This is a genomic window from Psychrobium sp. 1_MG-2023, assembly GCF_030689115.1.
GTDB lineage: Bacteria > Pseudomonadota > Gammaproteobacteria > Enterobacterales > Psychrobiaceae > Psychrobium.
In genome coordinates, this window is record NZ_JAUYVJ010000018.1 from 12,311 (window position 1) to 32,831 (window position 20,521).

Genomic DNA, 20,521 nt, shown 5'->3' on the forward strand with positions numbered 1-20,521 from the left:
TATTTTAGTGAGCATAATAACAAAGAGAGCGGATATTGTAATTGAGCAATAAGCGCTACCGAAAGCTTGATTGATAGAGGGCGTATATATTAATTTTTATTTAATTTTATGTTTCTTTAAAAGCGCTGCAATAACACCTTCATGCTTTAATTTAGCCAGTACCTGATTGAATTGCGTTAGAGTTATGGGAGCCTGTGGTGACAAGGCTGCATGGATGCCATGCTGGCTCACGTCAAGGGGTAAAACTCTGAAGCTTGGGGGTGTTTTTAAGTGTTTTTGATGGTAATCAATGAGTATTTCAGAGTCCACAAAAGCATCTATACGGTTTAAATCGAGGCGAATAAAGTTAACCTGAAGGCTACTGACGTTATAACGCTTGAAATGATGTTGCTCAAAAAAGGGTTGTAGGGTGGGGTAACTATAACCTCTAATGGCTCCTATGGTCATGCCTTTAAGGTCATCAAGTGTGTTATAAATTTCATTATTATCAGCTCGAACGACGATTTTATCCCGTTCAACAAATATTTCATCACTCCATTGAAGCTGATGGCTATTCGAAAACCATTGAGGGTTAGCGATCAAATATAAATGCATTGTATTGTTGCCCAAGTGGCGCTCAATGCGTTTACGCGGTGTCTTTACGAACTTAACATCGATATCGAGCTCGGCAGCTACCTCACTCGCAATATCTTTTATAATGCCATTATAGAGACGATCCCCTTGCTCAATAGCATAAGGTTCACTGTTGTGATCACCGTAACCGACAATTAAAGTGACTTTCGCATTAGCTTCCTGACAGGCAAGGGTGGTAATGCTCATAAGTGCTAATAATATGAAATGTTTTATTCTCATCGAACTCACTTTTTCTAGCTTTATTAATTTAACTATAGAGTGTTGCAAAGATAATGAAAGAGAAAATACTGTTAGAGGAAGCTCTCTATTATCGTAGTGTGGGTGATTATTAATAGACTCTAAGCGGATTAGCGAAATAATTCTAGGAAGGCATTGCTAAAAAAGCTGAGCCCAAAAGTAAGCCTACTTCAAGTTTCATGATTGTATTCAGCTAATAGCTGGCATATTGCACTTACCAATGCACTGTCTTTATGCATTAAAGAGGTTAGTTTTTCATTGTTAACCCACATGACATCGGTAGGAGTGTCGGCCGTGTATTTTGCTATTACATGCTGAGTTAAAATGCTCTCAATTGCGATGGTTTCACCAGGTCCTTTAGTCATGATGCGGGTCTGTTCAACGCCTTCATTAGTGAAAAGAGTCTCAACCTTGATACTACCACGGCTGATTACACCGACCTTATTAAATGTTTGTTGCTGGTGACAAATGACTTGCCCAGCGTCATAAACACTATTTTCTACTATCGTTGATAATTGCTCTTTCGTAGCCGGCTTTAAATGTTCAGCCCATGGGATCTCTTTGGTGAGTTTTTGTTGTTGAGATTTATTAAAAATAGATAGTTTCTGCAAATCGCACATTCTACTTTCGACATCATTAAGTAGCCTCATTGCCTCAGGCGTATCTAATACTGCTTGTTTTAATTGTTCATCGATGATTGCCCGTTCTCTGTTTAATAATAAACGCGTTGCGGCTTGAGACTGCAAAGCTTGGATGATCTCTGGGAAACTACTGCGTAATGAGTCGATGCGCTCTAAGGTGAGGAGCTTGTTTTGAGATACAAGTTGATAAACCTTATCAGCGGCTTGTTCATTTGGCGCAAGACTTTCTATATGACTTTCAAGTGCCTCTTGCGCTAAAATGAAGCCGCGAGCGACGTCGTATCCCAGCGCAAGCTTCTTAAAGTAGATCCGCAATAATAAGTAATTAAATACTTGATATTGTCGTAGCGGAGTTAACCAACGGGGCAATTGCCAACCTGCTAGCAGGTGAGTTCTTGGGCCAATACATGGTTCTCCGTCGAGGGCTTGTTCAACGGCCTCAACGAGGCGAGATGTGGCTTGTTTCCCTAATATCCCTTGCTCAAATTGAGTCCAATAATGCTTACGTTCGGTTTCAAGTAAGCGTCGCTCAAATGCCGTAGCTAAATCATCCGTGGTTATATCCTGAGCGTCGCAGGCTTTATTAATTGCATGTAGGTTTGCTTTATGTTTGACGTAACTCCAATCTGCGCCTTGTAAAAATTGATTATTCATCATGGTAGGCAACATCTCATTGAGTGCGACATTTACCGTACTACGCGCTTTGTCTACGGTGGCTTGCTTAGCGGGAGGTAAGCTATTTAATCCTAACATTTTTAATAAAAAGCCCATGGTACTACCGTTGATTAAAATGGTTAAAACCACAATGCCCGCGCATAAAAACAAAACATGGTCGCCTACTTGTTTAGGGATAACTTCACTAGCAGCGACAGTGAGTGCCAATGCTAGTGACACTGCACCTCGCAGTCCGCCCCAGCATAATACCGCGGCTTTCTCAAAAGTAATTCCGATGCCAATTCGTTTTAAAATAGGCATAAGCAAAGTGATACTACTGGCCCTGATGAGCAAAATACCCAAATACAAAATGAACAACATTTTCCAAGCCGCCATATCATCCAAAGGCACACGAATAGCGACTAAAATTCCTACTAATAAGAAAATCAAAGTATTGGCAATGTGGGCCATCATTTCCCAAAAATGATGTAAAAATCCAGCCACTTCTGGGCTTATTCTGGTACGCCCGATACTGGCGAACATAAGCGCTAAAGTGACTACAGCAACAACACCGGAAACATGAAAGCTTTCAGAAATAAAAAAAACCGAATAAGCGGCGGCAATGGTAATGGTGATTTCAATCATTGGATCGTTAAATACACGGTCGATCCAAAAAATACACAGCCCACCTAATACTAAACCGATAGCGAGACCGACAAACACCACGACTAAAAATTGCCCAACTACTTGCCAAGGAGGTGACATAACAGCTTCACTATTACTGGTAAAACTAGCGATAACCCAGGCGTAGAAAAAGCTAAAAAATACAATCGCGGTACCGTCATTGAGCAATGACTCTCCTTCAATTAACGTCTCTAACCGTTTACGCGAGCTCACTTCTTTAAGGAGTGCAACCACTGCCACAGGGTCGGTTGCACTAATTAACGCTGCAAACATCAAACACATTGCCCAACTCCAGCCCCAATCAGCTGGAACAATCACTTGGGTTAATTCGGCGGTGAGCCAAATTGCGACCATTAATCCAGGGACGGCGAGCAAGGTAATTTGAGTAAACATCCGTTGAAACAAGTGCACTTCCATGGAAAAAGCACTTTCGAAAATCAAGGTTGGTAAAAATAAAAACAATAATAAATGAGGATCTATCGCAGCTACCAAGCCAAAACTTTGACCAATAACCTCGGCGTTGCCAGTGAAGTATTCAGCGCGGTGGGCTAACCCAATCATAATACCAAGCAGCAGTAGGGCGACGGTGTAGGGAATTTGAGTTCGCTTGAGACTATAGCGAACCAACGCACCAAGAAAAAGTGCGAGTATGACAAAGACTAGAGCTAATAAACCTGACCCCAAATGCATAACAAACCTTCGAAAAGGGAATTACCTTAAACGTTAAGTATTAGCGATAATGGTCGACTTTGCTGATTTTACATCGCGCCACTATGTATTAAGAGGGGGGAATCGTTAAATCAGTTGTATTTTTAGCGGCGTTTCGTGCACACTACTTTTGAGCTTACGCAAAAGGATTTATCGTGAAACAATCAACTACTACACTTGCTTTAATAGCAGGCTTTTTCTTTTTACTTTTCTCGGCTAACGTGCTGGCTAATACCTCAATCCCTGAACCACTGAAGCCTTGGGTTCCTTGGGTCCTTGCTGGTGACGATCAGCGCAACTGTCCGTTTATCAACAATACGCGGTTTGGTAAAAAACATAATCATATTTGTGCATGGCCAAGTACATTACAGTTAGAGGTGTTTGATAAGTCAGCACGTTTTTCGCTAAATTGGCAAGTCTTAACGCCAAGTACAGTGCCATTACCGGGTAATCATCAGCACTGGCCACAGCAAGTTGAAGTCAATGGTAAAGCTAAAGCGGTGATTGAACAAAATGGCCGACCTGTAATTAAGCTGACCACTGGTGATTATCATATTGAAGGACTATTTAAATGGCAGAGAATTCCTCAAACGTTAGCCGTGCCGCCACAATATGCCTTAATTGATATGCAGGTGAAGGACCAAGCAATTGACTTCCCTAAAGTTGAAGCAAATATGCTGTGGCTGAAAAAGTTAACCCCTATAGCGGCCAAACAAGATGCGCTTGATATTCAAGTGGCGAGACGCGTGAGCGATGGAGCTTATTTATCATTAGCAACTTATATTAGTTTAAATGTATCCGGAAAAATGCGAGAAGTCGCGTTAGGCACGTTGTTACCACAAGGTTTTAAACTCGTTGGCTTAAACTCAAAACTCAGTGTCTTTTTAGATAGTGAGGGCGTTTTGCAAGCAAAAGTAAAGCCGGGGCGTCATGAAATCATGGCTTACGCTTATGCAAAACCGTCCTTGTTATCATGGACTAAGCCAGCTCAGTCTCATCAATGGCCACAGCAAGAGGTTTGGACCTTTCAAGGCGATGAGCGCCTGCGTATTGGTAAGTTAACGGGTGTGCCTGCCATTGATAGTAATCAGGCGAAAATGCCGAATGATTGGTATAAATTACCAAGTTACTTGATGACAAGTAAAGACACCTTAACCTTTGAGGTGCAGCATCGTGGTAAGCCACTGCATTTAGAGAACCAACTGACACTAACGCGTTCGCTGTGGCTGTCATTTGACAATGATTCTTTTGCGTTTAATGACCGACTTAGAGGCTCGATGTTAGATAACTGGCGTTTGGGCATGTCAGCGCCTTTTGAACTGGAATCAGCCGAGAATCAAGATGGCCCAATGTTAATTACTAGCCTCAATAACAATGAGCGTGGAATCGAGAATCGTTACCCGAATCTTGATGTTCAAGCGCGAGGACAAATTGAAGCAACGAGTTCGCTTCCTATTACTGGTTGGCAAAGTCATTTTGAGCGCGTCTCGCTTGAATTGAACCTCCCCCCTGGTCATCAACTTTTCGCCGTTTTTGGTGCAGATCATGTTTCAAATAGTTGGTTAAGCAGCTGGTCTATTTGGGCAAGTTTTATTGTTTTATTTCTTGCGCTGATAGCTGGGCGATTAATTGGCATTGTGGCCGGTGTCGTCACTGGGTTAATGATGCTATTTGTGTATCAAGAAAGCGGCGCACCTATCGCGGCGGTGTTTAATTTGTTGCTAGCTATTGCATTAAAACAACATCAACCTTTTAAACGTATCGAAGGGATGGTAAGAACTTACTGGCTAATGAGTGCTGTCATTGCGGTGGCCACCGTGTTGTATTTCTCGGCAATACAGCTTCGTACAGTGCTTCATCCGCAACTGGAATCAAAACAAGTAAGTTATGTGATGCAAAAAGAGGATGAAATGAGGCATAAGCAGGAGGCGATAGAGTCTCGTGCTCGCCAAGCACAGCAAAAGGCTCTATCGCAGCAAAAGGCTATGGCGCGACCAATGACTGACGCCAACGAATATGAGCGTATTGAAGTGACGGCTTCGAAAGTTAAGTTATCTGAGTCAATGACCCTCTATCAATCGGATGCTCAGATGCAGGCTGGCTCAGGTATTCCAAGTTGGGAATGGAATAAATATCATATTAATTGGCATAGTCCAGTGGCTCAAGAGCAATCCTTTGATGTGTTGATTTTATCGAAAAATAGCTATCGCGTGGTTAAGGTTTTGGGTGTGCTGTTAAGTGTTTTTTGCCTCTTCTTATTATTGAAAGCTAGCATTAGCGAACTAGTGCAGCGCATTGACAAGAAAAATGTAAGCGCAGCTTGTGCATTATTGTTATTGCTGCCGCTAAGTTCATTTGATACCAGTGCGTCGCAATTCCCTGATCAGCCACTATTAACAGAATTAAAAAAGCGCTTAACGAAATCGCCTGAGTGCGCGCCGCAGTGTGCGACGATTAATGACTTAGTCTTAGTCACAGAAGGGAAAGAATTAGTGCTAACCCTTAACGTTCATGCGCAAGTTAGTAGTGCCGTTGCGCTGCCTAAATCGCTATTTTGGCAACCCCAGCGAGTGCTCATTAATGGCAAACTAGCGAAACGTTTGTTTAAGCATAATAACTGGGTCTACGTGCCAGTAGCTAAAGGCATTACCAAGCTAAATTTAATAGGGCAGGTTGCCCCTGTGGATGCATTTCAGCTCAAGTTTAAACAAAACCCTAAATTTATAACGATTGAGCCGACTAAGCTGTGGCAAGTGGTTGGTTATCAAAATAACCGCTTGGTTGGAAACACGTTAGAGTTTACTAGTTTGCAACCGAAACAAGGCGATAATGAAAGGGCGTCGAGTCGTTATACCTATTCTCCTTTTGTTAAGGTGACGCGAACATTAACTATCGACCAGCAATGGAGTGTCAATACCGTAGTTGAACGGGTTGCTCCCCATGCTGGTTCGATTACGCTTACGATACCAACGTTGCAAGGTGAGCATGTATTAAGTAATGAAATAGAAGTTAATGAAGGGAGTGTTGTTGCGACCATTGCGTCGGGAAAAAGTCAGTTTTCGTGGCGTTCAACTTTAGATAGAACTGAGCAACTTAGGTTACAAACAGAAGCTGGACAATCGTTTAGTGAAATTTGGCATGTCGTGGTTAGCCCTGCTTGGCATGTGTCACTTGATGGCCCTCCAGTAATTTTAGGTGAACAAGACCCTGATGATTACTTTGTTACATCGTTTTACCCTTATGCGGGTGAGGCGTTAACTATGGCTTTGTCTCGTCCTACAGTGAGCAAAGGGCATGTATTGGCTATTGATAACGTTCGCTATCATATCGAGCAAGGTACACGGACGTCGACCCTAGACTTAGCTTTTAAGTATCGCAGTACTCGAGGCGGGGAACATACCATTGAACTCCCTGAAGGGTATCAACTTAAAGAGATTCGAATAGATAATAAATTGATTAATTTACAGCTGGAGCAAGGGCGTTTAACCCTTCCGATTCAGCCGGGCCATCATCACGTTAAAATCGAGATGCGAGCAAGCGTATCTGAGCAGCTGTTATTAACATCACCAAAGGTCAATCTAGGCGCACCAGTGAGCAATATTGATACGGTTTACGATATAAGTGAGCAGCGCTGGGTGTTATGGACACAGGGGCCAGCATTAGGCCCAGCAGTACTTTATTGGGGAGAGCTAATCGCCTTTATTTTATTAGCATTACTATTAGCACGAGTAAAGTTCTCACCACTTAATACCGCTAATTGGATAATTCTCGGATTTGGTTTAAGCCTGAATAACTGGGGCGTACTCATACTATTAGCGTTGTGGTTTGGCGCTGTTAGCGCAAGTACTTATCGACCAAAAACACTGGATCGAGTCGCGTTTAATATTTCGCAATTACTGTTATATGGCCTATCTATTATTGCCATTTTATCCCTTATTAGTGTGATCCCAGCGAGCCTGTTAAGCTCGGCTGATATGGGAGTGGCTGGTAATAATTCATACGGTAATCATTTAAAGTGGTTTGCAGATCAGTCTAGCGGTGAGTTACCACAAGTGACAGTGTTTAATATTTCTAACCTGTTCTATAAAGGGATTATGCTGATATGGGTTATCTGGCTAAGCTTTTCATTTATTAGCTGGATCAAATGGGCATGGCAACAGCTAGGTGTTCAGGGATATTGGCGCACCGAAGAGAAGAAAGCTCAAACTAAGGACGATGAGAAGTAGGCGTTAGCGAGTATTTGTGCGTGGGTATAAAAGCAAGGCCCTGAATAAAAACTTCAGGGCGACGGGTAATTTAAAAGGTCCTTAATAAGAGCGCTTCAGGGTGATGAGTTTGTCATGTAGCCCTGAATAGACGCATTGCATGGTGCGTCTGTTATGCTACTTTATTGCAACCGTATCCAACCAAACATGAAAGTCGGCATCCATGCTAGTGCCCCAAGTTTTGACGATTTTTTGGTAGCGAGCGTAATCACCACGACGAACATGAGTTAGCATGTGATCCACTTTATCGCGCTGAAATTCCATCATGTAGCGAACGGCTAAATAACCCCAACGATATACACGGTCGGTATCCCAATTAGCACTGCTATTATAAAATAATTCGCTTAATTGGTAGGTCTTATTGCCAGCTAGCTTAAGTGCTGATGGGTTGTTGTTCATGTGAGCGACGTATTCACCCAAGCCTTCTCCCCACCAGATTAAATAAGGGGGCTCTGGTGCTGGCTCTGGACAATATTCAGGCCCATAATGATTATCGTGTGGCGGTGAACAATAGTCACCATAGGTATTAAAGCGGCCATCAAGGTAATGTACAAATTCATGATTTAAATTCCATACTTGGCCATTACGTAGATAAGCAACATATTCAGCGCTGTTGTTTTCCATGTGTGGAAGCCCTTCCAAATACATCCCGCCATTGTTGGATGGAACATCAAAATGATCGGTTACATATTTGACGTAATCGTCACGTCCTGCGTAGATATTTGCGCGAAGCACTTGGTTGTTATCATGGAGTAGCGGCTTACCTTGGCGTTTAAATAACTGATGGAAGCGAGTTTCAGTGTCTTTTAGTAATTGACAAGAATCAGTAATATTTTGTTCACTCATGTTTTGATAACGAAGTACTAAGTTATCGGCGCAATGATGTTCGTTGACTAATACTTGATTGATTTGCTTTTCATTACGTACCCAAGCTGGCACGTACACTTCTCCGTCATTAACGATATTGCCTTTGGCCAGTTTGAGTTTACTGTAATCGACTATCTTTGGTGAGTAGGTTGTTTGACAGCCAGCAATAAGCCCAACGCTAAGGAGGGCGATAACCAATTTTGTTTTCATCATGGATGCTCATAAGTTAAGTAGAATTATTATTGTATACAGTATACTTTAATTGTGTGGCTGTGCATCTTTAATTCTGTTTGGTAGGTAACTTATTTATTAATTAGGGGCTACTACTTATAATGTTGCTGAATATATTCAATAAAGTCAGCTAACTCCTGTCCGGGAGTGTGTGAAAAAGTCGCTTCGCTAGTTACAAAGTCGATGATACGGTCGATTCGGAAGTTACGAAAATCATGGCGAAGTTCACACCAAGTCAGTAATGTCCAAGCACCACGCCATAGATGAATAGCAAGTGGTCTAACCCGACGTTGTGTTTGATTTTCTTTAGCGTCTGTATAATTAATGGTAATGTAATGACGTTTTTTAGTGGCACGGCGTAACCCGTCAAGGTGTTTAAACTCAAGAGATTCACTATAAAAGTCAGGCGCAAACATGAGTGAATTAAATGACTGTAACTCTTGTGGCAGTACGGCTGACACTTTAATCATGGCTTGTTTGGCTGCGCTGGCTAACTCACTACCTGCCCAGGCTTCAACCATTCTTAAACCCACTTGAATGGACTCGAGTTCCTGCTCGTTAAACATCAGTGGTGGTACATCCACCTCTTCTCGCAATAAATAACCGACCCCCGCTTCACCTTCAACTGGAATACCGTTGGCTATTAAATCTTGAATGTCGCGGTAAATGGTGCGCGTTGAAACTTCAAGTACTTCGGCAAGTAAGCTCGCGGTGGTTAAGCGGCGGTTTTTTAATAGTTGTATAATTTGAAATAATCGATCTGCTCGGCGCATAACGTTCTAAGGTCTCTGCTTGCTAGAAAGGCGAAGGCTCAACTGTAATTTAGCCCAAATGAAACATTCGGGCTATTCATATTTACGTTTTATTATTTAGATAGTTGCCAAAGGTTTATAGGTCTTTAGACCATAAACCGACTTTATTACCTTCACTATCAACGAAAATGGCAATGTAACCACATTCACCATCACTAATAGGCATAACAGGTAGCAAGATAGTGACACCTGCTTGTTCTAACTCTGACACTTTTGCGTTAAGTGTTGGTGTTAGATGTAAATAGACAGTACTGCCATCCAGACTTGGCTTCATCATTTCATGTTTAACTAAACCGATGGTGGCGTTTTCTTCATTCGTCGACTCAAGAATCGCCATTTCCATATCGTTCATGGTTTCTAGCTTAAACGACACCTCAAAATGACGTTGATAAAAAGCGACAGCGCGGTCCATATCGGTGACAGCAATTTCGGCCCAGACAAGTGGTTGGTGTTCTAACATCAGTATTCTCCTTGATTAGTTTTTAAGTGTGCAACTAATTATTTTTATTGATTAATTGCAGTAAGGGAACAATAGCACTGGGCTACTGACAGCGTAGTGTCAGTAATGAATCTACCTACATACTTTTTTACATTTTGAATCATTTACTTTTAGACGTAATCGATATCAAATGAACTGAAACTAACTATTAATGGATTAAATCTCATGAACTTTATTAAACAGACTGCGACGACGATAATTGTGCTGGTTGCTATTTCAATGACAGTGCGGGCAGAGTCTATCACCAGTTTGGAGCATCAAGCCGTCATTGATACGGCATATAACTATTTTAATGGCGCTGCTAATGGCGATCAAAAACAGTTACAGCAGGCTTTCGATACAGCATTTGGCGATGTGAAAATGATAAGGATTGATAAAGACTCTGGGCAAGAAATCATTCGAACAGTGCCACTCAAGGAATTTGCTGGTTTTTTTAAAAAAGCCACAAAGGATACTTGGCAGGCGAAAATACTATCTGTAGATATTGTCGATAATAAAATGGCAATGGTGAAGCTTGATTTCGAAACACCAAAAACACATTACGTAGATTATTTAGTAATGTATAAGCGTAATGATGCGTGGCGTATCGTTAATAAAACCTTTGTTGCAACGAAAAAGTAACCTGATGAAGTAGCGGTTCGCTCTCTCATTATATCGGGGGTTGTCTAGACTTTAGTTGAGTACTATCAACGGAGCGTTGCGCTAGTATCTTCTATTTATGGCGTGCACTACGATCAAGAAGGTAATAAAAACTATCCCGTGATCCATAAGTTCTCACTTAATGAAAATACGATAAGCATCAGCATCAGCATCAATGATAGGTGACTTTGGCTGGAGCAATAGTCAATATCGTTTTAGTGAGTATGGTGAGTTCTTGCGTGTGGTAAGTACTGACTATAATGAGTTAGGGCAGCCACAGCATCAACTGTCGATATTTAGAAGCGATTCAACAACCAAGGAATTAACCCTTATTAGTCAGTTGCCTAACGAGCAGCAACCGCAGAAAAAATTTTTGGTCACCGCTATTGTAAGAAGCTGGTAGCCACTGAGCTTCACCCATTAGAAGAGAAACTGGTTAGTGCGTTGAAGGACTGCTCTGTCTAGTGATACCACAAAAATAGAGCTTGGGCGCTAGAGATAGCGCCCAAGAAAGGCATTTTTACAATACAATAGAAGCGGATAAGTTGGCTTGCCACGGTTGCTCTGTTTCATTGTGATGATGAGCGTTAATGGTTTTAGCGTGACTATCGGTAAAGAAGCTGCGCTTATTAAGCTGTAAAGGGGTACCTAAGTCAGTGACATCGAGTTTGATACGCCAGCCACTGGCCAATTGCTTTTCAATAAAGAATGTCCAAATCTCATCTTGTATCACCTTGCTATGTTCAGCAACGTAGTAATTATTTGTAGTGTTCTCGGCCGTATATGATGCCCCCCAAGAAACTGAGTCCCACAAATTATCCTGACGAATTGAGACCTTGATTTCAGGCTTCTTAGTGCCCGTGAGTTGACGTGAGTTCCCTGTTTGCGGGTCGGTGAAGTCACCATCGAATGTTGTGGCATTTAGAGAGAGTTGCCCTTGGGGCAGTATATGTTCTAAGGGCAATGTGAATTGGGTTGTTGCCCCAATAACGCGAGCATCGCCAGCGTTTCCAGTACCAATATGGCCAGAGGGAAGCACTATCTGTTCTAGCACATCTTGTCGCCAATCGTGATAAAGAGAGAAGCTAAACGCAGCGTGGTTAATAAACGTATAGTTAAACGTTGTGCTAAGCTTCGTTGCCGAATCTGGTTTCAGTTGAGGGTTACCCGCTGTATTTCTATCATCAACTAAATTTGACTGCGCTGCAAAAAGTTTAAAATCGAGCTGCCCCACCGTTCGTTGGATTTGGTTTTGCCATGTCCACCCTGATTCAGCAGTGTAAATTAAACTGAGACTGGGTTTGAAAAATAGATAATTTTGTTGATTGCTTGCTTCACCCGTTACTTTCAGTTGTGAGTATTCCGCGGCAAGCGCGTAATTAAGTCGTAACTGTGGTGTCAGAGCGTTGTTGCCGCGAAGAAAAATATCGCTCCTTAACTCGGAGATTACAACGTTAGCGGCATTTTGGGGAATGGCTTGAGTGATACCATCAATGCTTGAGGTAAATGTTGAGTCAAAGTCACTTTGATTGAATGCTATTTCCCCTCCGAACTCTGGCTGCCAGTCGAGCTCAGTGTTGAACCAAGTGCCTTTGATGATAGACTCAGTTTTATCGCGTTCAAAGTCGTAGCGTAATAATTCGATTGCCGATGCATCTGGTGAAGGCGTTATCGGTGAGTGAGTTGTGTTGCGATCAACGGTCCAATGATTAGCTAAAAAAATAGCTTGGCTTCGACCTTGCCATTGGTTATTTAAATTGAAGCCATAGTCAAGTCCGAACTCGGCCATGTAATATTCACTATCACGATCGTTGTGGAAAAATGGTTGCTCTCTATCTCGTGTCACTCTAGATGTGACAGGGTGGTAATTACTCCACTTTATTTTTGTGAATATATCGAGTTTGTTTTGTTCGATAAAACGAGAAGCGTCGGTAGTGAGTGTATATTCGCGAAATGCTGCGACTTGGGATTGTTGATAATGTGCTGTTAAGTCCTGTTTGTCATATTGCCAAACCCGAGAGTTCTTAGGTATTTTCTTTTCTTCATACAAGCTGTTTACTTGGTATGACCAATCTTGCCATTGACTGGCATAGTTCAATAAGAGTTTAGGCTTTATTTCTCCTTGGTCAACATAATTGGCTGTCGTTTCTACACGTAAGCTTGTGGTGGCTTTAGTGCGAATGATATTAATAATAGTCGACTTTTGCGCGGCATCACCAACACCTGTACTACCGACAATAAGCTCGATATTATCAACATCTTTAGCTGCTAGGTTATGCAAGATATCACTGATATTACCAGACTTAACTGAAGGTCTTTTTCCATCGATTAAAATATTACCGCCGCCACCGGTAAATCCTCGTACTGTTGCACCGTAATCAGGGTGAAAGCCTGGGATGATTTGTGTCATATCCCAAGCCGTTTGAACGGTATATTTTGCGAAGAATGCTTTATCAAAAAGCTGCTTATTACTCTGCTGTTTCGCAAACGTAGGGCTTGCGATGAGGCCAATTGATACAAACGTCGTTAGGTACCACTTCATAAAACTACTTCACCCTGTCGATATAATTACATTGTTCTTAAAAAAACTGGTTTAGCGCTGTCGTGCTTTAAAACGAGGGTTCTCTTTGCAGATGACATACAGCTTTCCACGTCTACGTACAATTTGGCATTTTGGGTGACGACTTTTAGCTGATTTTAGTGATGAGAGCACTTTCATGATTATTTTCCTTTTGTCTTAGAAAAAAGCTTTCCAAAACGTTGACCAAAGCTGGCCACACGACCTTCTTTACTCGATTGTTTTTGTTGTCCTGTGTAGAACGGGTGTGAGTCGCTTGAAACATCAAGGGTAACGTATGGGTAAGTCTGTCCATCTTCTTCCCATGTGTGTTGTTGATCAGTCTTGATGGTTGATCCGATTAAGAAAAAAGAATCAGCAGAAATGTCGTGGAATAGTACTGAACGGTATTCAGGGTGGATATTAGCTTTCATGTGTAACCTATGTGATATTGCGTCAAATAATTTTATTATGTTATAACATAACGTTGCCGTTTGTAAACTTTTATTGAGAATGAATGTTATTTAGATTTGGTGTGTGGCAAAGTATTACAACGGTCGGTATTGATTGGTCGATGTAGTTACTCTACATCGACAATGAATAACACAGCTATTATTCGTCTAGACGAAAATGATCAGATAATGAGTGGAATTGATGTTAGCCTAGACTTCGAGTTTGGTATGTTTACAGTTGAGCCGCAACAGTAAAACTTGCGAAGGCGCTATATGGTTAACACATTTTTAGTAAATTTTTTGCGGTATTGCTGAAAACATTGATCGAGCCTGGCCGGTATTGCCAGTAGCGCAATAAAGAATAGGCAAGCTACCACATCCCAATACCAAACGCTTGTGGTATAAGGCTGACTAATCGGCAATAAGAAATACACCACAACCGCATGAAAGGTAAAAACACTCAGTGCGTGTTGGCCGAGAAATACTGGATAACGCAGGGTAAAGAGTTGCGGCAGTTTGCGCATCGCCAACATCAAAACATAGGCCATTAATAAGAGATTGATTTGGCGTAACAGTGGCGCTGAACCGTGACCCGTTAAGTAACTTTCCAATTCTACAGGTGGCCAATGCCTTAGCATAAAGAACAATGCCGCCGCCATTAACAGTAGCGCTTTAATTATCGGGGAAAAGTTAAATTGGCAAGCTTTATCTATTTTAAGATGGCTCAGCAACACCCCTAGGTAAAAATAGATTTGCCATGCCAGCGGGTCGAAATAACTGACGTTTAATTTGATTTGCGGTAATAACAGATTAAACAATGGCGTAATAAAGTCAATTGAGATGTATTGAGCAATAAGCCAAATGCTAAAGCTTGTTATGGCCACAACCACTGCCTGTCCTTGCTTGATGAGTTTAATCGCCAAGGGTAAAAATAACATCGGTACTAAATACAGAATCAAGATGTCGTGAAACCCAGGATGCTCCAGTAATAAGGTCGCCGCTATCGCGGAATGTAGTGGTTGTTCAAACCAGTTCGAGGCGGCAAAAAAGTCAGACCATAACGGAATATAAACAGGAAACAAACTCACAAGGCTAAAGGTTACTAGGATGCCGAGAAGGTGAAAACGATAAATGGTAAAACAGCGTCGCCACACTTTTTGGTTGAGGCGCTGAGGTTGGTCGACGAGTTTGCTATAAACAAGATAAGCAACAAAACCTGACAAAAAGACAAAGCCTTCTGCGGCAGAGACTAAGCCAAAAGGTTCTCGAGTCCATTGAGTAACGAAACTGCCATAAAGGTGATTACAGGCGATAACAATTAATAGCCAGCCACGCAGGCCGTCGTAAGTTAAATCTCTGGTTATCATTATCGGTAGCTGCCTGTAGTTTATTTCAATACATCGTTATATAAATCGATGACAAATTCAATAAAGGCTTTTACTTTCGGTATTTTAGCTCTATTTCGAGGGTATAAGGCGTAAATATCAAGCGGTTCCATTCCCCATTCCGGTAGTATGTTAACTAGTGCGCCTGAATCGATTTCGTCATAGCACATATAATCAGGGATCACGGCAACGCCAAGGCCATCAACCATCGATTGTTTTAGCATCGAGAAATCATCGACTAATAAACGCGGTTGCTGATTGATTGTTTGTGATTGACCGCCAGTGGAGGTGAGGTTGAGTCGAACGTCACTATTAACAGGGTTGATAACTAATAGCTGATGATCTGCTAGCTGTTCTAATGCGGTTGGTGTGCCTGCTTTTGCTAAGTATTTCGGATTGGCGAAAAAACGGCGAGAGATAGTACCAAGCTTTTTAGCAATGAGTGATGAGTCATCTAACTTTCCGATCCTTATCACAACATCAAAGCCTTCTTCAATAAAATCGACGCGGCGGTTAACTAAGCTTAGCTGTACATTTAACTCGGGGTATTGATGCATGAAAGTGGCTAAGGCGGGGCGTAAAACCTGCTGGCCTGTAGTAATAGAAGCGCCTACTTTTAAACTGCCTTTATAGCTATGCAAAATTTCTGATACCGCAGCCGAAGCTAAATCAAGTTCTTCATTGATTCGTTTACAATGTTGCAAATAGCGGCTGCCTGCTTCGGTGAGGTGCTGTGAGCGAGTTGAGCGTTCTAATAGGGTGACATTAAGACGTTGCTCTAGGCGAGACACTTTACGACTGACATTGGCTTTAGGGATCCCTAAACGATCCGCCGCCAGCGTAAAACTGCCAGTTTCAACCACGGCTAAAAAGATCATCATGTCATTTAGGTCATGTTCTAGTGCCATCGTTGTCCTTGAAATTTAATTGTTGTCATAAATGAGATTATCATAACAATAATCTGGTATTTATCAAACAGTGTTAGGGGGCTACTATGAACTTATTGAAACGCAGACAACAATAATTACTGGAGCAAACATGCAAATTTTAAACAGAGACACATTACCTTTAGGCGGCTTTGCAGGGTTAACAGAGCATCGTATCGTTACCGATGAACGCGTATTTGCTGGTCGAAAATCACCAAATACTTTTAATGGCCTAGGTAACTTTGTGTATTTAGCGGATGCGAAGTTTAACCCTCACGGAGAAACTCATATGCATCCGCATAAAGAGATTGATGTAATCACAGTGATGGTTGATGGTCAGGTGACCCATGAAGGCTCATTAGAACATGGTCAAAGTTTAGTCGCAGGACAAACGCAAGTACAACGCGCTGGTGGCGAAGGCTTTGCACATAATGAGATTAACCCTGATGCGACAAAAAATCGTTTATTGCAGATTTGGGTATTGCCTGATGAGTTGGGACAGCCAGCGGGATATAAGCTTTATACACCGAAAATGCAGGGTATCACTCGCATCTATGGTGGTAGTAAGGCGCAGACTGACACTTTTGATAGTAAAACTAAGATTGATATTGTGCGCTTAAAGGCTGAAGAGCAAGTGAGCTTCAGCGGTGAAACGTTAGTTTATGTCTTTAATGGTTCAGCACAGATAGCTGATGACCGCAGTACCTTTGACGCTCAAGACGGGGATTTAATCCGCAGCTTGAATACTGAAATTAAGGCGCAATCAGTTGTAGAATTTGTGGTTATTAGCCAATAAAAAGAGGAATTAATTCACTAATTAAAGCATACATGTTGGCTACTTGTGTGCTTTAAATTGAACTCTAGGAGTAAAAAACATGAAACCAAGTAGACATTTTATCGCATTAATAACGTATCTGGCGCTTGTGCCTCTGGTGTATTTTGTGCCGGAATGGATTAACCCTTTTTTGCCGAGTAGCAAGCTGATTAAAGTGGCTGTTGATGTTGCTATCATCGTACCAATTATTACTTACATGGTGATGCCGATAACTATGCACCTCTATCAATGGTATCAGCCTAAGAGGGTTTAGGTGTTGATTAAAAAGAGGGTGAGGCACTAGTGAAAAATAAAAGTGGGTAATTAATGAACAGCTTATTTCTGTTATAGTTTAACTATCGACTACTTGTGATCGACGTATCATAGGTAGTAAATATTGACTGTGATTATATTGTGAGGCTGTCGCTGGAGAGAGTAGAGCGTGTTCCGTTTAGTAGCGTTCAAAACAATTACTATCACATATTATATTGGTGAGAATATTTATGGCAACGCATGATTATTTTCTTTATTTGATGGTTATCCTCCTAACCGCTCGTATTTTAGCTGAGCTTGCAACGCGTTTAAAAGCGCCATCGGTAATCGGTGAATTACTTGCGGGTATTGTGCTGGGGCCAAGTTTACTTGGGTGGATTGAGCCGATTGAAGCGATCAAATTGATGGCTGAAATTGGTATTTTATTATTGCTTTTTGAGGTGGGCTTACAAACTGATATAAAGCGTCTCATGAATACGGGGACTGAGTCAGTGATTGTTTCAGTGGCTGGGTTCATTTTACCGCTTGTTTTAGGCTTTTTGATCAGTTATTGGCTATTTGACCTGACCTTGTTGGTCTCCTTATTTATCGGTGGTACTTTAACGGCTACCAGTATTGGTGTGACGGTGCGGGTGTTATCTGACTTAAACCGGCAGCAGTCTACCGAGGGGCAAATTGTACTTGGGGCTGCGGTACTTGATGATGTGCTAGGGGTGGTATTATTAGCGCTGCTCTATGAGTTTTCGGTCGGTGGTGGGGTTAATATTGTTAACGCCAGTAAAGTATTGATGTTTGTTGGGGCGTTCTTTGTTCTTGCGCCTATGGCGGCAAAGCTTATTTCCTTATTAATTAAACGTTTTGATGAAGCCAGTGAACTCCCAGGGTTGTTGCCCACGACCGTTGTCTCATTAGTGCTGTTTTTTGCATGGCTCGCTCATGCAATGGGTGCACCTGAATTACTTGGTGGTTTTGCTGCTGGACTTGCATTATCACGGCGCTTTTTCTTACCTCTTGGTATCGCCTTTCATTCTGATGAGCAATTTGCTCAACGTATCGAAAAACAAATGAGCCCAATCGTTTATTTATTTACTCCGATTTTCTTTGTTTATGTTGGTTTGTCGTTAAATTTGCGAGAAATTGACTGGAGTTCGACGTTTATTTGGAGCTTTTCATTATTGGTTTTGATTGCTGCTATTGTGAGTAAGATGTGTGGTGCATTCTTTATTAATCAGCCGTTAAAAGCGAAGTGGATGATTGGTATGGCGATGGTCCCACGGGGAGAGGTGGGATTAATTTTCGTTGAGCTCGGACGTGTCAGTGGCATTTTTAACAACGAAATCTATGCTGCTTTAGTGATTGTAATCGCTTTAACGACCTTATTGCCGCCATTAATTATGAAATGGTTTTATGGGCGCTATGGAGCTGATGATATGGGAAATGCCCCTTAAATTATCAATCAACCTCTTGAATTTAAGATAAATGGTACCAAGTCTTTAGTATGTTTGGATAAATGATGGCAGTCCATTTGGCGATCTTTCTTGTGTGTTTTGTTGCGACATCTGTATGGTGCTATGTGATTTGGGGGCAAAAGTACTTGCTTGAAAAAAGGCGGGTAGCGCATCATGCAAAGCCGTTATCTTCACAGCAACTACACCTACTCAATCGGGCGATGCCACTTTATCGACGTTTGCCACCGACCTTACAAAAACAGTTGAGCGGTCACATTCAGGTGTTTTTAGCGGAGAAACATTTTGTTGGTGGAGACGGGCTTGTCGTGGATGACAATATGCGATTAGTCGTTGCTGCCAATGCGTGTTTACTCTTACTAAATCGCCATAGTGATAACTTTATTAATGTTAAAACTATCGTGCTATATCCCGGCGCCTATCGTGCGAAACAGCAACACCAGCATAATCAAATTGTCTCGGACGTTGAGCAGACTCGTTTAGGTGAGTCATGGCCATGGGGAACGGTCGTATTGTCTTGGTCTGATAGTTTAGCTGGGTCGATTAATGAGCAAGATGGTCACAATGTCATTTTACATGAATTTTCACATCAACTTGATCAGCAAAATGGTGGGGCGACCGGAACACCTAAATTAAAAGAGCGCGCGATGTATCAGCAGTGGAATAAAGTGCTCAGTCAAGAATATCAACAGTTGCGTAGTCAATTATGGCAAAACAAATCAAGTGTTATTGATACCTATGGGGCGACTAACGAAGCAGAGTTTTTTGCCGTTATCACGGAAAGCTTTTTTGAACGCCCACTGCAATTAAGGAAAGAACACAGCGCATTATATGAGATTTTATATCGCTATTATCAAGTTGACCCAGTGAGTTGGTTTAGATAATAGCGCCTTGCTAATTGTTAGGAGGCGCTATTTTAAACGTTGTCACTACGGTTGTTCTATTAGCGTTAAATTACCGTTTTTTGCTTGATATAAACCGTTTTTAGTACTGACATAAAACTCCCCATGGAGCATTCCTAGATAAGCATGAATGGCTAATGGCGTTTCAGTTAAAATATGGGTAGCAAAAGGAATCGCATCTGCTGACTTATTTAAGGTTAAACACGATCTTGAGAGGCGCTCTTTGGCTTTTAATTTAAGGTCAGACTTAAAATAAGTAAAACGATAATGGCCGCCGACAACTATTTTATTCGGCTCTGTGGTTGACGCGAGCGTGTAAACAATCAGTTGGTCTTGCTCTTCTAATACCACGGTATTGTAGTTACGAGTACACGGCGCTTGAATGGACTGCAACGCCAATTGCCTCACTTTAAACTTATTAATTAAGCGCTTAGTTATTGTCGATGGTGGCACTAATTCTGGCCTGCCTTGGGCGTTATCGTCGTAACCAAATCGAACTTCAAAAATTATTTGAGGCTTATCTCCAGTACTGCCAATAAAATAGGTGGTTGCTTTATTGCTATCTAGTTCGGTGATCCAGCCAATTACACCACTTTGGCGATTTAAAACACCTTGCTGTAGTAAAAAGTCTGTTGCTGTAGCCGCGTAGCGATCCTTTGCGTAAATTTGTTGACCGCGCTGTTGGGCTACCTCAAGAGAGAGGGGGGTGATTGCAAATAAGCTCGCGGTGAGCGATGTCTTTTGCGGTGGTTGATTGGTGCTAGAGCAAGCCGTTAGCAACAAGATAAAAAAAAGTAATAATATTTTCAATGGATTAGTTTCCCAGTGGCTGAGTTATTGCTATAGCTTCCACATGATTTCGTTTCTTAGTCTTTC

18 protein-coding genes are annotated in these 20,521 nt (G+C 41.8%); 7 read left to right on the plus strand and 11 right to left on the minus strand.

Annotation, left to right across the window (positions count from 1 at the left end; all coding sequences use genetic code 11):
- Positions 1-96: 96 nt before the first annotated feature.
- Complete coding sequence (locus tag Q8W26_RS10615; protein WP_101214929.1) at positions 97-852, minus strand: ABC transporter substrate-binding protein; 756 nt, start codon at positions 850-852, stop codon at positions 97-99.
- Positions 853-1,040: 188 nt separating this feature from the next.
- The gene (locus tag Q8W26_RS10620; RefSeq protein WP_101214930.1) at positions 1,041-3,539 is read right to left on the minus strand and encodes a cation:proton antiporter; all 2,499 of its coding nucleotides are present in this window, start codon (positions 3,537-3,539) and stop codon (positions 1,041-1,043) included.
- A gap of 173 nt (positions 3,540-3,712) precedes the next feature.
- On the opposite strand from Q8W26_RS10620, the gene Q8W26_RS10625 reads away from it, so the two are divergent.
- The gene (locus tag Q8W26_RS10625; RefSeq protein ID WP_305473327.1) at positions 3,713-7,783 is read left to right on the plus strand and encodes a hypothetical protein; all 4,071 of its coding nucleotides are present in this window, start codon (positions 3,713-3,715) and stop codon (positions 7,781-7,783) included.
- 156 nt (positions 7,784-7,939) lie between these two features.
- On the opposite strand, the gene Q8W26_RS10630 is transcribed toward Q8W26_RS10625, so the two are convergent.
- The 3 genes from Q8W26_RS10630 to Q8W26_RS10640 all read right to left on the minus strand — a co-directional run bounded on the left by Q8W26_RS10630 (position 7,940) and on the right by Q8W26_RS10640 (position 10,192).
- Positions 7,940-8,902 carry a collagenase gene (locus Q8W26_RS10630; RefSeq protein ID WP_101214931.1) on the minus strand — a complete coding sequence of 321 codons (963 nt, stop codon included), beginning with the start codon at positions 8,900-8,902 and terminating at the stop codon, positions 7,940-7,942.
- Between the two features lie 110 nt (positions 8,903-9,012).
- Entirely contained in the window at positions 9,013-9,693 is a 681-nt protein-coding gene (locus tag Q8W26_RS10635) for a YafY family protein (RefSeq protein WP_101214932.1), read from the minus strand.
- Between the two features lie 115 nt (positions 9,694-9,808).
- Positions 9,809-10,192 carry a VOC family protein gene (locus tag Q8W26_RS10640; RefSeq protein ID WP_101214933.1) on the minus strand — a complete coding sequence of 128 codons (384 nt, stop codon included), beginning with the start codon at positions 10,190-10,192 and terminating at the stop codon, positions 9,809-9,811.
- A 204-nt stretch (positions 10,193-10,396) separates the two neighbouring features.
- On the opposite strand from Q8W26_RS10640, the gene Q8W26_RS10645 reads away from it, so the two are divergent.
- Positions 10,397-10,852: a nuclear transport factor 2 family protein gene (locus Q8W26_RS10645; protein WP_101214934.1), complete on the plus strand. Its 456-nt coding sequence runs from the start codon at positions 10,397-10,399 to the stop codon at positions 10,850-10,852.
- Between the two features lie 193 nt (positions 10,853-11,045).
- Positions 11,046-11,273, plus strand: a complete 228-nt coding sequence (locus tag Q8W26_RS10650; RefSeq protein ID WP_101214935.1) for a hypothetical protein — start codon at positions 11,046-11,048, stop codon at positions 11,271-11,273.
- Between the two features lie 117 nt (positions 11,274-11,390).
- On the opposite strand, the gene Q8W26_RS10655 is transcribed toward Q8W26_RS10650, so the two are convergent.
- The 5 genes from Q8W26_RS10655 to Q8W26_RS10675 all read right to left on the minus strand — a co-directional run bounded on the left by Q8W26_RS10655 (position 11,391) and on the right by Q8W26_RS10675 (position 16,172).
- Positions 11,391-13,412, minus strand: coding sequence for a TonB-dependent siderophore receptor (locus Q8W26_RS10655; protein ID WP_101214936.1), 2,022 nt, complete (start codon positions 13,410-13,412; stop codon positions 11,391-11,393).
- Positions 13,413-13,463: 51 nt separating this feature from the next.
- Complete coding sequence (ykgO, locus tag Q8W26_RS10660; protein WP_101214937.1) at positions 13,464-13,589, minus strand: type B 50S ribosomal protein L36; 126 nt, start codon at positions 13,587-13,589, stop codon at positions 13,464-13,466.
- Between the two features lie 2 nt (positions 13,590-13,591).
- On the minus strand, positions 13,592-13,861 hold the full coding sequence (locus Q8W26_RS10665; RefSeq protein WP_101214938.1) for a type B 50S ribosomal protein L31: 270 nt from the start codon (positions 13,859-13,861) through the stop codon (positions 13,592-13,594).
- 287 nt (positions 13,862-14,148) lie between these two features.
- Positions 14,149-15,246: an OpgC domain-containing protein gene (opgC, locus tag Q8W26_RS10670; RefSeq protein ID WP_101214939.1), complete on the minus strand. Its 1,098-nt coding sequence runs from the start codon at positions 15,244-15,246 to the stop codon at positions 14,149-14,151.
- 20 nt (positions 15,247-15,266) lie between these two features.
- On the minus strand, positions 15,267-16,172 hold the full coding sequence (locus tag Q8W26_RS10675) for a LysR family transcriptional regulator (protein ID WP_305473332.1): 906 nt from the start codon (positions 16,170-16,172) through the stop codon (positions 15,267-15,269).
- A 130-nt stretch (positions 16,173-16,302) separates the two neighbouring features.
- On the opposite strand from Q8W26_RS10675, the gene Q8W26_RS10680 reads away from it, so the two are divergent.
- The 4 genes from Q8W26_RS10680 (at position 16,303) to Q8W26_RS10695 (ending at position 19,627) form a co-directional block, all read left to right on the plus strand.
- The gene (locus Q8W26_RS10680; protein ID WP_101214940.1) at positions 16,303-16,986 is read left to right on the plus strand and encodes a pirin family protein; all 684 of its coding nucleotides are present in this window, start codon (positions 16,303-16,305) and stop codon (positions 16,984-16,986) included.
- A gap of 79 nt (positions 16,987-17,065) precedes the next feature.
- Positions 17,066-17,278, plus strand: a complete 213-nt coding sequence (locus Q8W26_RS10685) for a hypothetical protein (RefSeq protein ID WP_101214941.1) — start codon at positions 17,066-17,068, stop codon at positions 17,276-17,278.
- Positions 17,279-17,507: 229 nt separating this feature from the next.
- Positions 17,508-18,725: a cation:proton antiporter gene (locus tag Q8W26_RS10690; RefSeq protein ID WP_101214942.1), complete on the plus strand. Its 1,218-nt coding sequence runs from the start codon at positions 17,508-17,510 to the stop codon at positions 18,723-18,725.
- A gap of 62 nt (positions 18,726-18,787) precedes the next feature.
- Positions 18,788-19,627, plus strand: coding sequence for a zinc-dependent peptidase (locus tag Q8W26_RS10695; protein WP_101214943.1), 840 nt, complete (start codon positions 18,788-18,790; stop codon positions 19,625-19,627).
- A 45-nt stretch (positions 19,628-19,672) separates the two neighbouring features.
- Here the strand turns inward: Q8W26_RS10695 and Q8W26_RS10700 are convergent, their stop codons facing one another.
- Positions 19,673-20,455 carry a hypothetical protein gene (locus Q8W26_RS10700; protein ID WP_101214944.1) on the minus strand — a complete coding sequence of 261 codons (783 nt, stop codon included), beginning with the start codon at positions 20,453-20,455 and terminating at the stop codon, positions 19,673-19,675.
- Positions 20,456-20,521 lie beyond the last annotated feature (66 nt).

Coding starts and splice junctions, on each gene's coding strand:
- Q8W26_RS10635 (WP_101214932.1), bottom strand. CDS start 9,693: ATGCGCCGAGCAGATCGATTATTTCAAATTATACAACTATTAAAAAAC.
- Q8W26_RS10690 (WP_101214942.1), top strand. CDS start 17,508: ATGGCAACGCATGATTATTTTCTTTATTTGATGGTTATCCTCCTAACC.
- Q8W26_RS10650 (WP_101214935.1), top strand. CDS start 11,046: ATGATAGGTGACTTTGGCTGGAGCAATAGTCAATATCGTTTTAGTGAG.
- Q8W26_RS10655 (WP_101214936.1), bottom strand. CDS start 13,412: ATGAAGTGGTACCTAACGACGTTTGTATCAATTGGCCTCATCGCAAGC.
- opgC (WP_101214939.1), bottom strand. CDS start 15,246: ATGATAACCAGAGATTTAACTTACGACGGCCTGCGTGGCTGGCTATTA.
- Q8W26_RS10640 (WP_101214933.1), bottom strand. CDS start 10,192: ATGTTAGAACACCAACCACTTGTCTGGGCCGAAATTGCTGTCACCGAT.
- Q8W26_RS10680 (WP_101214940.1), top strand. CDS start 16,303: ATGCAAATTTTAAACAGAGACACATTACCTTTAGGCGGCTTTGCAGGG.
- Q8W26_RS10665 (WP_101214938.1), bottom strand. CDS start 13,861: ATGAAAGCTAATATCCACCCTGAATACCGTTCAGTACTATTCCACGAC.
- Q8W26_RS10620 (WP_101214930.1), bottom strand. CDS start 3,539: ATGCATTTGGGGTCAGGTTTATTAGCTCTAGTCTTTGTCATACTCGCA.
- Q8W26_RS10695 (WP_101214943.1), top strand. CDS start 18,788: ATGATGGCAGTCCATTTGGCGATCTTTCTTGTGTGTTTTGTTGCGACA.
- Q8W26_RS10685 (WP_101214941.1), top strand. CDS start 17,066: ATGAAACCAAGTAGACATTTTATCGCATTAATAACGTATCTGGCGCTT.
- ykgO (WP_101214937.1), bottom strand. CDS start 13,589: ATGAAAGTGCTCTCATCACTAAAATCAGCTAAAAGTCGTCACCCAAAA.
- Q8W26_RS10645 (WP_101214934.1), top strand. CDS start 10,397: ATGAACTTTATTAAACAGACTGCGACGACGATAATTGTGCTGGTTGCT.
- Q8W26_RS10615 (WP_101214929.1), bottom strand. CDS start 852: ATGAGAATAAAACATTTCATATTATTAGCACTTATGAGCATTACCACC.
- Q8W26_RS10630 (WP_101214931.1), bottom strand. CDS start 8,902: ATGATGAAAACAAAATTGGTTATCGCCCTCCTTAGCGTTGGGCTTATT.
- Q8W26_RS10675 (WP_305473332.1), bottom strand. CDS start 16,172: ATGGCACTAGAACATGACCTAAATGACATGATGATCTTTTTAGCCGTG.